Annotated in this window: 12 protein-coding genes; 7 read left to right on the plus strand and 5 right to left on the minus strand. The window is 73.8% G+C overall.

Going from position 1 to position 15205, the window contains the following annotated elements:
- The first annotated feature begins 483 nt into the window (after positions 1-483).
- From ACF089_RS24925 to ACF089_RS24935, 3 genes are all read left to right on the plus strand, one after another.
- Entirely contained in the window at positions 484-1560 is a 1077-nt protein-coding gene (locus ACF089_RS24925; RefSeq protein ID WP_392030609.1) for a GNAT family N-acetyltransferase, read from the plus strand.
- A gap of 140 nt (positions 1561-1700) precedes the next feature.
- Complete coding sequence (locus tag ACF089_RS24930) at positions 1701-3113, plus strand: glycosyltransferase (protein WP_392030440.1); 1413 nt, start codon at positions 1701-1703, stop codon at positions 3111-3113.
- Positions 3114-3174: 61 nt separating this feature from the next.
- Complete coding sequence (locus ACF089_RS24935; RefSeq protein ID WP_392030613.1) at positions 3175-3930, plus strand: polysaccharide deacetylase family protein; 756 nt, start codon at positions 3175-3177, stop codon at positions 3928-3930.
- A gap of 109 nt (positions 3931-4039) precedes the next feature.
- Here ACF089_RS24935 and ACF089_RS24940 read toward each other — a convergent pair whose 3' ends face one another.
- The 5 genes from ACF089_RS24940 to ACF089_RS24960 form a co-directional block, all read right to left on the minus strand.
- The gene (locus ACF089_RS24940; protein ID WP_392030443.1) at positions 4040-5095 is read right to left on the minus strand and encodes a glycoside hydrolase family 26 protein; all 1056 of its coding nucleotides are present in this window, start codon (positions 5093-5095) and stop codon (positions 4040-4042) included.
- Between the two features lie 5 nt (positions 5096-5100).
- On the minus strand, positions 5101-5547 hold the full coding sequence (locus ACF089_RS24945; RefSeq protein ID WP_392030446.1) for a DUF1616 domain-containing protein: 447 nt from the start codon (positions 5545-5547) through the stop codon (positions 5101-5103).
- Positions 5544-7589, minus strand: coding sequence for a glycosyltransferase (locus ACF089_RS24950; protein ID WP_392030449.1), 2046 nt, complete (start codon positions 7587-7589; stop codon positions 5544-5546). The genes ACF089_RS24945 and ACF089_RS24950 overlap by 4 nt, the downstream gene beginning before the upstream one ends.
- A 110-nt stretch (positions 7590-7699) precedes the next feature.
- Positions 7700-9955 (minus strand): lipopolysaccharide biosynthesis protein, encoded by a 2256-nt coding sequence (locus ACF089_RS24955; RefSeq protein ID WP_392030451.1) that lies wholly within the window; start codon positions 9953-9955, stop codon positions 7700-7702.
- A gap of 559 nt (positions 9956-10514) precedes the next feature.
- The gene (locus ACF089_RS24960) at positions 10515-11642 is read right to left on the minus strand and encodes an RNA polymerase sigma factor SigF (RefSeq protein ID WP_392030454.1); all 1128 of its coding nucleotides are present in this window, start codon (positions 11640-11642) and stop codon (positions 10515-10517) included.
- A gap of 310 nt (positions 11643-11952) precedes the next feature.
- On the opposite strand from ACF089_RS24960, the gene ACF089_RS24965 reads away from it, so the two are divergent.
- From ACF089_RS24965 to ACF089_RS24980, 4 genes are all read left to right on the plus strand, one after another.
- A complete protein-coding gene (locus ACF089_RS24965; RefSeq protein WP_392030456.1) occupies positions 11953-12321 on the plus strand; it encodes an STAS domain-containing protein in 369 nt (122 codons plus the stop codon).
- A gap of 251 nt (positions 12322-12572) precedes the next feature.
- On the plus strand, positions 12573-13064 hold the full coding sequence (locus ACF089_RS24970) for an ATP-binding protein (RefSeq protein WP_392030458.1): 492 nt from the start codon (positions 12573-12575) through the stop codon (positions 13062-13064).
- Between the two features lie 338 nt (positions 13065-13402).
- Positions 13403-14143, plus strand: coding sequence for an LPXTG cell wall anchor domain-containing protein (locus ACF089_RS24975; protein WP_392030460.1), 741 nt, complete (start codon positions 13403-13405; stop codon positions 14141-14143).
- A 68-nt stretch (positions 14144-14211) separates the two neighbouring features.
- Complete coding sequence (locus ACF089_RS24980; RefSeq protein WP_392030462.1) at positions 14212-15156, plus strand: neocarzinostatin apoprotein domain-containing protein; 945 nt, start codon at positions 14212-14214, stop codon at positions 15154-15156.
- Positions 15157-15205 lie beyond the last annotated feature (49 nt).

Genomic DNA, 15205 nt, shown 5'->3' on the forward strand with positions numbered 1-15205 from the left:
CCCGCCCTGCCCGACCTGACGTCCGAGGAGACCACTGCGTAGACCACGACCACGAAGACCGAGCCTTTCACGAGGACTTGCACAACGCCCGCGTCCCGTGGGGCACGGGACTCGGGAGACGCGACCGGACTCCCGCAGGAGATTCGAGAGCATTCCGAATCCTACGATCAACAGACCGCGTTCGAATATTGGTTGGTCAACTCGCCTGAGATTGTGCTGCGTTCGGCGCGGTTTCATGCTATGTCTCATGCACCTCGTGAACACCACAAGCACCGCAGGCCCCATGGCTTCACGAATTCGCCACAAGATGGCCGGGGTTCCCTACCCTGGAGGGGTACGGACCGGTACCGTCCTGTCCCGGGGAGAAGACGGGGAACCGCGGGGAAACCGGGAATGCCGGGCAACGGGGCTGAGTTCGGCGGAGGACCGGGGGTGTCGGCAGTGAGCGGCGTTCGGCAGTACGGGGCCAGGCTCCGCGACGGCCTGCGGATCCGGGTGATCACCCCGGCCGAGCTGGACGAGGGGGACCTCGAAGCGTGGCGCCGGCTGCGCGCCCGGACCGAGGCGCCCGCCAGCCCCTTCATGGCCCCGGAGTTCACCCTCACCGCCGGACGGGTCCGCCCCGCCGCCCGCGTCGCGGTGCTGCACCGGGGCGCCGAGCCCGTCGGCTACTTCCCGTACGAGCAGGGACCGCTCGGCCGGGGCCGGGCGATCGCCCTCGGCGTCTCCGACTGCCAGGGCGCGGTCCTCGCCCCCGGCCTCGGGATCACCGCCGCCGAGCTGCTCCGCGCCTGCTCGCTCTCCTCCTGGCGCTTCGACAGCCTCGAAGCGGGCCAGACCCTCTTCGAACCGGCCGCCGCCGAGACCTTCGACTCCCCGGTGATCGACCTCGGCGCGGGATACGAGGCGTACGAGAAGACGCTGCGCGCCGAGTCGGCGAGCTTTCTGCGGACCACCCGCGCCAAGGAGCGAAGACTCGGCCGGCAGCAGGGCGAGGTGCGGTTCGTCCTCGACGAGCGCGACCCCGCCGCCCTGCGCACCCTCATGGCGTGGAAGTCGGCGCAGTACCGGCGCACCGGCCGCAGCGACCGCTTCGCCAAGGAGTGGATCAGCACCCTGGTCCGGCTGCTGCACGAGACCCGCGCCCCCGGCTGCTCCGGCGCCCTCTCGGTGCTGTACGTCGCCGACCGGCCGGTCGCCGCCCACTTCGGACTGCGTTCGCGCACCGTCCTCTCCTACTGGTTCCCGGCCTACGACCCGGCGTTCGGGCGGTACTCCCCGGGTCTGATCCTGCTGCTGCGGATGGCGGAGGCCGCCGCGGCGACGGGCGCCGAACTCCTCGACCTGGGCCGGGGCGCGGCCCGCTACAAGGGCTCGCTCAAGACCGGGCAGCTCAGCGTCCACGAAGGGGCCGCGACCCGGCCCGGGGTGGGGGCCGTGCTGCACTGGGCCGGTCATGAACCGGCCCGCCGCACCCACCGGTTCGTCCGGGACCGGCCCCGGCTCGCGGGGTACGCGCGGCAGACGCTGAACCGCCTCGGCAGACTGCGCGGCGACTGACTCCGGCCTCGCTCCGCCCGGCCGCACACCCCGGGCCGGACCCTCCCGGCCCCGCCGCACCTCCCGATCATCCGCCGTACGCCCGCACCGGCCCCCTCGGCCGGTCGGCCGTCCGGCGCCACACACCCGAGGAACAAGACATGTGCGACCTCGACAAATCCGATAATCCGGTAAACCCACGGAGGCCGGGGCCCATCCAGGTCGCCCAACTCGACCTGGACGGGCCCGAGGGCGCGGTGCTCGCCTTCGGGCCCGCCCTGCGGGACGGATCCGCCGACGGCGAGGACATCAAGGGCGGCGACGTCTACGCCCTGGTCCGGCTGCGCGGACGGCCCGTCGCCACCGTCGTCTGCCGGGTCCCGCCCGGCGAGGACCCGGCGGACGCCGTCGCCGCCGAGGCCCGCGCCGTCCTCGCCCGGACCCCGCACCCCGTATCCGCGCCCGGTCCGGGTCCGTCGGCCGAAACCGGTGGCTCAGCCAACGGCTCAGCCACCGAAGTCACCGACGCCGCCGAAGTCACCGAAGCCACCGACCGGACCGCCCCGCCGCCCCGGACCTCGGTCGTCGTCGCCACCCGCGAACGCGCCGACCAGCTCGCCCGGGCCCTCGACTCGCTGCTCGCCCAGGACCACCCCGACTTCGAGATCGTCGTCGTCGACAACGCGCCCCGCACCGGCGCCACCCGCGAGCTGGTCGAGGGCGCCTACGGCGGCCGGGTCCGCCTGGTCCGCGAGGACGTCCCCGGGCTCGCCGTCGCCCACAACCGCGGGGTCGCCGCCGCCGACGGCGAGATCGTCGCCTTCACCGACGACGACGTCGTCGCCGACCCGCACTGGCTCACCGCGCTCACCGAGCCCTTCGCCGCCGACCCCGGCCTCGGCTGCACCACCGGGCTGATCCTGCCCGCCCGGCTCGGCACCCCCGCGCAGATCCTGCTGGAGAGCCACGGCGGCTTCGCCAAGGGCTTCGCCCCGAAGACCTACGACCCCGCCCGGCCGCCCGCCGACGAACCCCTCTTCCCCTTCACCGCGGGCAGCTTCGGCTCCGGCGCCAACATGGCCTTCCGGGCCCGCGCCCTGCGCGACGCCGGCGGCTTCGACCCGGCGACCGGCACCGGCACCCCCGCCCGGGGCGGCGACGACCTCTACGCCTTCGTCAGCGTCCTGGCCGCCGGCCACCGGCTGCGCTACACCCCCGAGGCGCTGGTCTGGCACCACCACCGGGAGACCTGGCAGGACCTGCGGAACCAGGCGTACGGATACGGCGCCGGACTCACCGCGTACCTCACCGCCCTGCTGGTCCGCCGCCCCGCGCTGCTCCCCTCCCTGCTGCGCAAGCTCCCGCGCGGCCTCGCCCACGCCCGGACCATCACGGCCCACCGCGACTCCGCGGGCGGCGCCGTCCCCGGCGCGCACGGAGCGCAGGACTACCCGTGGCCGCGCTCGCTCTCCCGGCTGGAGCGCCGGGGCATGCTGGCCGGCCCGCTCGGATACGCCAGGGCCCGGAGCCGGGTCCGGGGCGTCCGACCGCCGTGGCACGGCCGTGCGGAGTAGCCGCGCCCCGGGCGCGGACGAGGGCGCGGCCCGGATCCCCGTACTGCTCTATCACGCCGTCATGGACGATCCGCCGGCCTGGATCGCCGAGTTCACCGTCACGCCGAAGAACTTCGCGGCGCAGCTCGACGCGGTGGCGGCCAGCGGCCGCACCCCCGTGACCATCAGCACCCTCGTGGCCGCCCTCACCGGCGCGGGGGAGCTGCCGGAGCGGCCGGTGGCGATCACCTTCGACGACGGGTTCGCCGATCTGCCGGGCCCGACCGCCGAGGAGCTGGTACGCCGTTCGATGCCCGCGACGGCGTATCTGACGACGGGCGCGATCACCCCGGGGCGGCGCAGTCTGCTGCCGCCCGCCCCGATGATGACGCTCTCCCAGGCGCCGAGCCTTGAGCGGCACGGCATGGAGATCGGCGCCCACACGGTGACCCACGCCCAGCTGGACACCCTCCCGGCCGCCGCGCTCCGCCGTGAGCTGCGCGAGCCCAAGGAGGAGCTGGAACAGCTGCTCGGCCACGAGGTGGCGCATCTGGCCTATCCGCACGGCTACAACAGCCGGGCGGTGCGCCGGGCCGCGCTGCGCGAGGGGTACGCCTCGGCGGCGGCCGTCCGGCACGCGCTCAGCTCCGAGCGGGACGAGCTGTACCGGATCGCCCGGCTGATCGTGCGCCGTACGCACACGGTCGCGGACGTCGGGGCGTGGATGGCGGGACGCGGGGCGAAGGCGGCCCCGATGCCCGAGTCGGCGGCCACCGTGGGCTGGCGGCTCTACCGGCGCGCCCGGGCGAGCGTGAAGGGCCAGGTCTTCGCGGGCTGACAAGCCCCCGGCCGGTCAGACCGGCCGACCGGCACCGGCCGGCCGACCGGCTGTCCGACCCGGCCGGGCTCCCCTCCCGGGGGCCCGGCCGGTCCGCCCGCGCCGACCGTCAGGGGCGCGGCTGGTTGAAGTAGGGATCCGCCACGGCGTCGCCCAGGCTCTTCCAGGACGAGTCCCGCGCCAGCGAGAGATCGCAGCCGGGGCCCGGGTCGCGCCAGTTCCACTGGAGCGCGGCCCCCACCCCCTCCAGGGACTTCACCACCCGGGGCACCTCCCGGTACCAGTCGGCCTGCGCCCGGGGCCTCTCCGGATCGTCGGCGGTGCCGAACTCCGGCAGCATCAGCGGCTTGGTGTCCGAGATGTTCTTCCGGATCCAGTCGTGCGGACCGCGCTGGGTCCGCTCGAAGCTCTGCCACTCCGCGTCGTGGCAGCGGAAGTAGTTGTACTGGTTGTAGCCGATCCAGTCGACGTAGTCGTCGCCCGGATAGAGCTTCGGGAACAGCTCCTGATGGCCCGGATAGCCGGTCACGTTCCACACCCACACCGCGTTGGCGACGCCCAGCGCGCGGAACCGGTCGTGGATGTGCCGGTGGGCGGCGACGAAGTCGGCCGGGGAGCCGTCCTCGGGGATCCGGCTGTCCATCTCCAGGTCGAAGGAGAGGAAGACCGGCTTCCCGTACTCCTTGATCCGTTTCGCCTGGACGTCGATCACGGACCGGTCCAGCTTCCCCGCCGCGATCTGCTTCCACCGGGGCTGCCGCTCCCGGCCGCCGCCCCACCACTTGCTCTCCCAGGACAGCAGCAGCATCCGGTCCTGCCCGACGCGCCGCTCCTGCTCGGTCAGCAGCGTCCCCTCCTCGCCGTCCCCGCCCGTGGACATGTCGTGGTACGTGTAGACGATGTCCAGCTGGCGGCCGAGGCGCTTCTCGTAGGCGAGGACCTTCTCCTCCAGATCGGGCTTGTCGTGCCGTACGTACGCGCCGAACCAGGCCCCGCACGGCGGCACCAGCAGCTTCGTGGGCAGGCACCGGGCCTCCGCCGACGGCCCGTCGTCGGAGCCGGACCGCTCGACGGCGACGGCGGTCACCAGCAGCGCCCCGGCGACGGCCGCCGCGAGCCACGGCCCGCGCCGGAGCGGCCGTGCGCCACGGGGGGAATCGGACACGGGGCTCACCCTTCCAGCGGGGGCGGCGCGGCGGGCGACGAGCGGCGTCCGCCGCCCGGGGCCGGCCTCGGGGCGCACACGGCGGCGGTGGTCAGCACGGCGAGCACGGCCAGCACCCGAAGACCGCTGAACGCCTCGGCCGCGATCAGCGCGGTGGAGCAGACGACGGCCGCGCTCAGGCTCAGCCCCACGGCGAGCACCAGCCGTTCGATCCGGTCGGAGTCCCGCTCGAAGCCCTCGTCCCAGCTCTCGGCCGGACCGATCGCGCGATGCCTGCTCAGCGCCGGTCCGCAGAGCCGCAGCAGCGCGGCCCCGGGACCCAGCAGCAGGAACAGCGCCACGGGAGCCACCCGTATCGCGGAAGCGTCGGGCAGGGCGGTGGCCGCCATGGCCAGCCAGCCGCCGGCGGCGGGGAGGGCGCGCAGGGCGAGGGCCCGGTGGCGAGGTGTCATGAGGTCTTCTCCCCAGAGCCGTTGTTCCCGATGCCCGCGGCGGCCGGCTTCAGCCGGAAGACTGAACCCGCGCTGTTGCGGTCCACCTCCTCGAAGAGCGGCGAGGACGCCACCGAGCGCTCGATCCGCCGCAGCTGCTCGCCCGTGAGCATGCCGTTCATCTCCGAGTTGGCGAGCTGCCCCCGGGTCAGCAGCAGATATCCGTGCGCGGGAGCCGACACCCCGCTCATGTCCCGGGCGAGGGTGCCCGCCGGATCCTTCAGGATCTTGTCCACATGTTCCTTGGCGTCGTCCAGGAACCAGTAGTGGTCCACGTCCCAGTACGCGGCGTACGCCAGCGGGTAGTTCCGGTGCGCGGCGACCACCAGCGAGCCCTTGGGAGCCCGGTCGAACAGCCCCTGGACCAGCGAGACCTCCTCGGGCGGGAAGTAGCTCAGCCGGTCCTTGCCCGCGTAGCTGGGCACGAACAGCGCGGTCAGCGTCAGCAGCGCCACCGGCGGCGCGATCGTGTACCAGAGCCCGGTGGCCGGGCGCGGGGCCCCGGTGCCCCCGGGCTCGGCGGCCAGCGGCCGGGCCGCCGGGATCAGCGCGGCGGCGGCGAAGAAGCAGAGCGCGGGCAGCATGAACATCAGCACCCGGAAGATCATTTCGCTGCCGTAGTCATTGGCGACCGCCATCAGCAGCGGCACCCCGGCCAGCAGCAGCAGCGGCCGGGCGCGGTGGCGCAGCAGCTTCCCGCCGCGCAGCACGCCGATCGCGGCGAGCAGCACCACCCCCGCCGACAGCAGCCGCGCCGCCCAGGAGACCACCAGCGCCCCGGTCCCGGTCGGGGTGGCCCCGTAACCGGTCTCCAGATTGTCGGTCACCTTGCCGAACGAGCTGATCATGTCGGGCACCGCTTCCTTCAGGAAGGGCAGCGACGCGGTCAGATTCCAGGCGAGGAAGACCAGGATCAGCGCGATCAGCAGGGTCCAGTCGCGGTAGCGCCGCATCAGCAGCAGCGCGGCCAGCCCGACCGCCAGCATCACCGGGGTGAGCTGGTGCGCGATGACGATGGCGGCGATCAGCGGAACGAGCAGCGCGCACCACACAAGCTGCCGGGAGCGGCGGCCCGGCGCGGGGCGCTCGGCGCGGCGCAGCGCGACGGCGATGACGCCCAGATAGAGCGCGAAGGCCAGCGACTGGGGCGAGAAGTAGTCCTGGCCGACCCAGTTGGCGACGTAGAACAGCCAGACGGCGGTCCAGATCAGCCGGCGGTCCTGGGTGAAGGTCCGGTAGATCAGCAGCAGCGGAGCGAGCAGCAGCAGCGAGGAGATCAGCGGCCACCAGGCCATGAACGCCAGCGCGTTCTCCGCGCCGGTGAGCCGCACCAGCGCGGCCTGCGCGGCGAAGAAGCCGGGCCACTGGTCGTACACGGCCATGTCGCCCAGCTCCGCGCCGCGCTGGAGCCGGCCCGCGGTGAGCAGATGCTCGATCACCGCGTCGTGCTTCCACGCCCAGGCGTAGAGCGGGGTGGGGTAGATCATCGCCTGGGTGGCGCGCTCCATCACCAGCAGCACCAGCGTGTACGCGAGCGGCCAGCGGTTGCCGCGCGCGGGATCGCGGACGCAGAACCAGAAGCCGCAGGTCAGTACGGCCAGGCCGATCCAGTGGGCCGGGGGCAGCGCGGTGAGGAGGCCGTAGTCGCTCAGATCGGAGACGTCGGTGAGGGCGACGGAGACGGCCCACAGGGCCAGGGCGAGTACGAGGGGGGCTGCCAGGAGCGCGAAGGAGCGCCGCCGGGCCGGGTCGGCGCGGCCGGCGCGCAGGGCGGCGAGGAGCGCGCCCGGCGACCGGTCCTGACGCGGGGACTCGGCGCCCGGGGCCGTGCTCGCGTCCGCGCCCGCTTCGGCGTCCGGGCCGGCTTCGGCGTCCGCGCTCGCTTCGGCGTCCGGGTCCCTGCGCGGGGCCGTGCTCGCGTCCGCTTCGGCGTCCGGGCCCGTTTCCGTGTCCGCCGTACGGTCCTGGGCGGCGACCGCGAGGGTCATGGTCGGCTGGTCCACGGCGGGCCCGCCCGCGCCCGGACCCCGTTCACCGGGGCCGGACTGTGCCGGGGCCGCCGAGGATCTCCCGGACTCGGTGGCTGGTTCTTGCACGCTTCACCCCAGATGGCTCAGTTCCTCGACGGCGCGGTGCGCGCCCTGCGTATCCAGACGAATGCCAGCGCCGCACAGGCCAGGGCCAGTTGAAGCGGCAGCGCGACGGGGGCCAGCGGACGCTGGAGCGCCCAGCCGCACACCGTGAGCAGCCAGAGTGCACCCCACTGCGCCGCGACCGGAAGTCCCGTCGTCCGCAGGATGGCCAACACGGCCACGAGGGAGAGCAGTTGGCAGACCGTCGGCAGCCAGCGCAGCAGCGGCTCGGCGCTGTCCAGGCCCCCGGCGGACGCCAGGAACCGCGCCGCCGCCTCGTACCACGCGCCGTCCACCGGCTCCGGTTCCCAGCCGAGCGCCGCCGGGGAGGCGTGCAGCGAGGCGAAGGTGACCAGCAGGCCCGCCCCCAGCAGCGCGGGGCGCGGGCGCAGCAGCGACAGGGAGGCGCTCTGCACCACGATCAGCAGCACCCCCGCCGTGACCGTGATCGGCGGCAGCGCCCGGACCAGCTCGGTGCCCGAGAGGGCGTCCAGGGCGATGTCCGGCACGCTCAGCAGCGGCCCCCAGAAGAGCGCGGCGGCCAGGGCGAGCAGCAGCCACAGCGTGAGCGCGATACGGCTCTCGGAGGCGGCGGGGGCGGCGGACCGGGGCTCCCCCGGGACCGGTTCGGCCGCCGGGAGATACATCGGGATGCCCAGCGCGGGCGTGGTGTCGTCGTGCGCCCCGCGCAGATAGGCCGCCTGCCGCGCCCAGTCCGCGCCGTACTCCCTGGCGTACTCCTCGGCCCGCTCCCGGCGTTCGGCCGCCTTGCGGGCCCAGGTGGTGCCGTACTCGACGCTCTTCCCGGGCCCCCGGCGGAAGAGCGCGACGACCCGGGAGGGGCGCGGCTCGCGGCTGGAGAGGGCGGCCCGCAGCCCCGGCGCGGCGACGGCGGCCATCAGCGTCATCGACCCCAGCATCGCCCAGCCCGCCCCGGCGATCCCGGTCGGTCCCAGCAGCAGCGCGGCGCTCCCCAGCACCAGCGCGCACATCGCGCTCTGGAGCGCGGCGAGCATGCCCGTACGGCCCTGGACGCGCAGTACGCCGATGTACAGCTCGACCACCACCCGGGGCAGCGCGGCGGCGGCCAGCAGCCGCAGCACGGTGGTGCCGTTCTCGGCGTACGCGGCCCCGAACGGCGCGAGGATCTGCGGTGCGAAGACGACGAGCACCAGCACCACCGGCACCAGCAGCACGGCCATCCGGCGCAGCGCCCCGCGCACCCCGGCGGCCAGGGTCTCGGGGCTGTGCGAGGCGTGGGCGGTCAGCGAGGAGGCCATGTTGATGGCCATGAACTCCATCGTGCCGCCGACGGTGTAGGCGATGTAGAAGAAGCCGTTGTCGGCGGCGTCGAAGCGGACCGCGATCATCACCGGCAGCAGATTGATCATCGCCAGCGAGAAGAGCGCGCCGGCCGAGTCCCCGGCGAGGAAGCGGCCGATCTCCCGCATCGCGGGCGGCTCCCGGTCGCGGTCGGCGGCGGACTGGCCGGGGATCAGCCTGCGGAAGATCAGCCAGGCCAGCGGCAGCACCGACAGGGCCATCGCGGCGGCCCAGGAGACGAAGATGCCGAGGACGGGCAGGGCGGTCGCGAACGCGGCGAGCAGCAGCAGTTTGCCGAGGGAGAAGACGGCGTTGCCCACCGGCACCCAGAAGGCCTTGCGCAGCCCGGTCAGCACCCCGTCCTGGAGCGTGAGCAGCGCCCAGCCGACACAGGCCGCGATGAAGAAGAGGCCGGGCCAGAGCCCGTCGAGGGGCTCGTAGGAGGAGCCCCAGAGATCGAGGGTGAGCAGGAAGACGACCGAGGCCAGCGTCACCACCAGGGAGCTGGCGAGATAGGTCCGCCAGACCAGCGGCCCGGTGGCGCGCCCGGCGCGCGGCACGTACCGCACCACCGCGCCGATCATCGTGGTCGCGGTGATCGAGGCGAGCAGCCGCATGGCGGCGATGGCCGCCGAGCCCTCGCCGACGGCCTCCTTGGAGTAGTAGCGGGCCGCGACCAGCCAGAAGCCGAGCCCGAGGGCGGCGGAGACGCCGGTGGAGAGCATCAGGGCGTAGGCGTTGCGGAACATGGAGTCGCCGCCGGAGCCGGTGGTGCTCTCTTCGTTCCCTTCGTTCTCCGGGGGCGGCGGCGGGGGCGGGGGCGGGTCGGCGGAATCCGCGGCTCCGGAAGTCGCCTTCGGGTCGGGTGAGCCGGTCGCGTCGGAGGCGTCGGACGCGGAGGCCGTATCGGTCACGGCTGTGTCGGTGGAGGCGGCGGGGGCCGGGCGGTCGCCGCCGGAACCGGAATCGGAACCGGGGCCCGGCGGATCCGCGTCGGGGCCGGACGGCCCGTGCGGCCGGGTGAGGTCAGCCACCGGTCGTCCGGACGGTCTCGCGCCCGGCGCCGCGAAGGACCGGCCGTACGGGGCCGGCCGCCCCCCGGCTCACGGCGCTCACGGCCCGCACGGCTCTCAGGGCCACGGCCCCGGCGATCACAGCCTGTACGGCGATTCCGACCCGTACGCCGGTTTCGGCCGGTGCTCCGGTCCCGGCGGACGGGCCCACCGCGTCGGCTGACTCCGCTCGGCGCGCCGGACGGCATGACGGTGCATACACGCGTTCTCTGCCCATGGACCGGCGCACCGGCTCTTCCCTTGCTGTGCGCGCGGACGGGCAGCCCTCCCCACGAGCCATTTTGTCCCCCCGACGGGCCCCCGCTCAATGCGAACCAGCGGCCCGGGCCCGTCAATCACGCCCAGGGGCCCCCTCCATGGCGGAAAGGGCCCGGTCGCGACGGGTTCGCGGGGACGGCGCTCACTCCACCACGGTGAGGCCTTTTCGCAGCTTGATCAGGGTGCGGGTGAGCAGCCGGGAGACATGCATCTGGGAGATGCCCAGCTCCTCGCCGATGTCCGACTGCGTCATACCGCCGACGAAACGGAGGGAGAGAATTTTACGGTCCCGTGGCGGAAGGCCGGCGATCAGCGGCTTCAGGGACTCGATGTACTCGACGCCTTCGAGGCCGTGGTCCTCGTATCCGATGCGGTCCGCGAGCGTGCCCTCGGCGTCGTGGGAGTCGTCGCTCTCGGAGCGGGCGTCGAGCGAGCCGGCGGTGTAGGCGTTGCTCGCGACCATGCCCTCGACCACCTCGTCCTCGGCGAGGTCCAGATGGGCGGCGAGTTCGGGCACGGTGGGCGCGCGGTCCAGCCGCTGCGCCAGCTCGTCGGTCGCCCTGGCCAGCTCGATACGGAGTTCCTGGAGCCGGCGCGGGACCCGCACCGACCAGCTGGTGTCCCGGAAGAAGCGCTTGATCTCGCCGATGACGGTCGGCATGGCGAAGGTGGGGAACTCGACGCCGCGGCTGAGTTCGAACCGGTCGATCGCCTTGATCAGGCCGATGGTGCCGACCTGGATGATGTCCTCCATCGGCTCGCTCCGGGTGCGGAAGCGAGAGGCGGCGAACTTGACCAGCGCGAGGTTCAGTTCGACGAGGGTGTTCCGTACGTACGCGTGGTCGTGGGTGCCCTCCTCCAGCTGTTCCAGCCGGGCGAAGAGGGTCTTGGAGAGGGCCCGGGCGTCGACCGCGCCGATCGTGGAGAGGGGCGGGATCCGGGGGAGGGGCTCCAGGGACCGCCGCCGCGCTTCCGGACCGCCGGGAGCGCCGGTGTCGGCGCCGGTGTCTTCGAGGGCTTCGAGGGCTTCGAGGGCTCCGAGACCTTCGGGGCCGTCGGCGAGTTCGCCGAGTTCGGTGAGATCGGAGGGGGCGGTCAGGTCGGTGAGGCCGGTGAGAGACATGAGGTCGGCGCCTGCGGCGTCCGGGGCGTCCGCGGTCCGGGCGGCCTCCAGTACGCGGGCGGCGCCCGGGCCGTTTCCGGCGGTGTGATGCGGGTAGCGGTGTCGGGACGCGTCGTTGGCGGGGGCGGGGTCCGGCCGGGGTGACATGGGTCTCCTCCATCGTTGTCGGCACATGGCTGCCGATGCCGTGGTCGCTGCGGTGAGCGGCGCCTCCAGAGCCGGTCGTGTGGTGGGCGGTGTTTCTGTGCTCTACCAGCCCTACCCGTTGTCGGCGACCCGTTGCAAGTGGCATTTGCCCGATATAAGGCATTCCTCAGGGACTTCCGCTGGCCCCCGCCCGCGAAGAAGGCGTAATGTTCGACGGAAGTCGCGGCGAGAGCCACCGGGTGATTCCACCCCTGGCGTGCCGCGCCGGACAGGTCACAACAGAGGCACGACACGGCGAAGAGGAACGGGCATGGACCGCGTGACGGTCGGCAGCGCGAATCGTGGCCGACTTCAGGTCGAGGTTCGGACCGAGGGCCACAGCGAAGTGGTGAAACCGGCGGGTGAACTCGATCACCACACGGCCGGTTTGCTGAGCGCTCCCCTGGAGGAGGCGCTCGAACAGGGGCGTTCCCGCCTGGTGGTCGACTGTTCGGAGCTGGAATTCTGCGATTCGACCGGGCTGAATGTGCTTCTGGCCGCCCGGCTGAAGGCGGAAGCCGCCGGGGGAGGAGTCCACTTGGCCGGACTGCTGCCCGTGGTGGCGCGAGTACTGGAGATCACCGGGGCGGAGGCGGTCTTCACCGTCCACCGCTCCGTCGAAGAGGCCCTGTCCGGCTGAGCCGGACGCGTTTTCACGGGGCTACGGGGGTGGCGGGGGGATTCCGCTGGGGGCGTAGTGAGTGTTGTCACCGCGCGCCAGGGCAGGAGAACTCCCACGAGCCCGCGGGAGAGCCGGTCGTCCGGCACTCTGATGTACGAGCGGTGAACGGGTAGGAAGCGGTGCGTTCGCGTGGTGATGCCGGAGAGACGGCGGAGCCGCGACGGCGCTGACATCAATGGCGACTGGTGAATCGGTGAGGTGAGGCGCTGATGAGCACCACCCGGCAGCAGCCGGGCGATCTCGGCCCCGAGCCGAATGGCGTCCTCGGGGGCCTGCCCCCCGGGACACCCGGGGGGCCGGTGCGCAGCCTTGCCCTGGGCAGCGCCAGTGGAATCGTCCCGCTCGCCCGTGACTTCACCCGCCAGGCGCTGTACGACTGGGGCTGGCTGCCCGCCGCCAGCGCCGACCGCCGCGCCGCCGCCGAGGACGTCCTGCTGGTCGTCTCCGAGCTGGTCACCAACGCCTGTCTGCACGCCGAGGGGCCGGACGAGCTGAAGGTCGGCTGCGACGGCAAGGTGCTGCGCCTGGAGGTCACCGACCGCGGCGCCGGCCTGCCCGCGCCGCGCACCCCGCACCGCGCCGGACGCCCCGGCGGCCACGGGATGTTCATCGTCCAGCGGCTCTGCCTGGACTGGGGCGTCGTCCGGGTCGCGGGCGCGCCGGGCAAGACCGTCTGGGCGGAGCTGGCCGCGCCCGTGTGACGCGCGCCGCGCACCCGAGAGATTCCACGGAAGAGCACGCCGACAAGGCGTGCTCTTTGTCTTCCCTCCCCAGGGCCCCCGGCGTACCTTGAGCGCCCGATCTGATTCCCCGTCAGTAAGGTGCCGTGCGGCGTGCCCGCGCGGAACGTCCGGCGGGCGGGCGCCGGCCGGTGTCGCACGGTGTCGCACGGTGTCGCACGGTACGGCGTGGCGCGATACGGAACGGCGCGGCGCGGCAGAGCTACGGCAGGGCACGTACGGCGTGGCGCGATACGGAACGCGCACGGGCACGGCTTCCGGCTTTCGGCTTTCGGCTTTCGGCTGAGGGGAACGCAGAGGTGAGGTACCAGAAACGGACGGCTCTCGCGCTCGCGGCGGCGATGGCGGGCCCGGTGGTGCTGACCGCCGCCCCGGCCGCGCGAGCCGTGGTGGTGGACGTCGAGTACAAGTGCCAGACCCCGATCGGGGTGAAGACCGCGGTCTCGCCGATCGACATCAAGGCGGTGAAGAGCGGTGACTCCCACAAGCTGACGATGTCCTTCCGCAAGGGCGTCTCCTCCAGCCCGGTGGAGCTGGGCAAGGGGGCCATGAGCCCGAGCGCGCTGATCAAGCTGGGCGGCGCGGATTCGGGCACGGTGGCGGTCTCCGGACCGGCGAACGCGGAGGCGATCCCGGCCGACACCCCCATCAAGATCAGCGATCTGTCGGGCACGTACACCCCGAAGAAGAGCGGGAAGGTCGCCTTCACGGCCGGGGTGCTCACCATCAAGGCGCTCGGCACCACGACGACCTGCACCCCGCAGAACAACCCGGGGCCGTCGCTGGAGCTGGAGGTGACCGGCTCCGGCGGCTCGGACTCGGGGGGCTCCGGAGGTTCGGATTCCGGAGGATCCGGGGACTCCGGGGGTTCGGGCTCGGGCGGCTCGGACTCCGGCGGCTCCGGTCAGGAGGAGCTGCCCAAGACCGGACCGATGGACTCCGCGACGGCGCTCGCCCTCTTCGGCGGGACGGTGCTGCTCGCCGGAGCGGCCGGAGTGCTCTGGCTGACCCGGCGCGGCGGCCGGCGCGCCACGGGCTGACCGTGACCGAGGCCCGCCCCCTCGCCCGCCGCGCCGGGCCCCCGCCCCTGCCGGCACGGCCCGCACCCGTGCCCGGACGATCCGTACCCGGACCATCCGCGCCGGGGCGATCCGCGCCGGGGCGTCGGGCCAGGGCGGCCGCCCTGCTGTTCGGCTGCCTCCTGCTCGCGCTCGGGCCGCTCCCGCCGCCCGCGGCCGCCGAGACCGGCCCGGGGACCGCGCTCTCCTCGCCGCGGGCCGCCCCGGGCGAGGAGATCACCGTCAGCGGCGGCGGCTGGCGGCCCGGCGCGCTGCTGATGCTGCTCGTCTGCGGACAGAACATGATCGGCGGCACCGACAGCTGCGCCAACGGCGAGGGCCGGGCCGTCACCACCGACTCCCGGGGCTCCTTCAGCACCAAGCTCCCGGTGGCCGCGCCGCCCCGGCCCTGCCCCTGTGTCGTCCATGTCGCCGTCGTCACCGGCGACCGGGCCGCCGACGACACCTCCTTCACCGTGGCCGGCCACCCCACCGCGCCGCTGCCCCGCCCGCCCGCCGGAAAGCTCGCCCTGCTCGCCGCGCCCCGGCTCCGCGGCGACTCCGGGCTGCTCGTCCGCTTCGGCGCGCCGCCCTCGCGCCGGCTCGTCCTCACGGTCGGCAATCTCGGGGCCGTCCCCGTGAAGGACCCCGTGCTCCGGGTCGGGGCCGCCCGGGGCGTCCACGCGCCCGACTGGGCGGAGCGGCGCTGGCGCGGCACCGTCGAGCCCGGCGGGAGGGCACGGGTCGAGCTGCCCGTGGAACTGCCCGCCGGGGCGCACGGCGACTACCGGATCTCGGTGGAACACGGCGGACGGACGCTGGCGACCCGGCCCTGGGCCGTCGAACGCCCCTGGGGGGTGACCGTCTTCTGGGTGCTGCTCGCCCTCGTCGTGCCGACGGCGGTCTTCCGCGCCGGAATGGCCGTCGTCGACCGCGTCCGGCCGCGCGAGTCGCCCCGTACGCTCACCCCGCCCCCGCCGCCCCCGCCCTCGTGACCGCGCGCCGCGCCGAGAGAGCCCCGGGGGTACGGGAAAGGCCCGCCGC

This window comes from Streptomyces sp. NPDC014894 (genome assembly GCF_043080985.1).
In the GTDB taxonomy this organism is placed as follows: Bacteria; Actinomycetota; Actinomycetes; order Streptomycetales; family Streptomycetaceae; genus Streptomyces.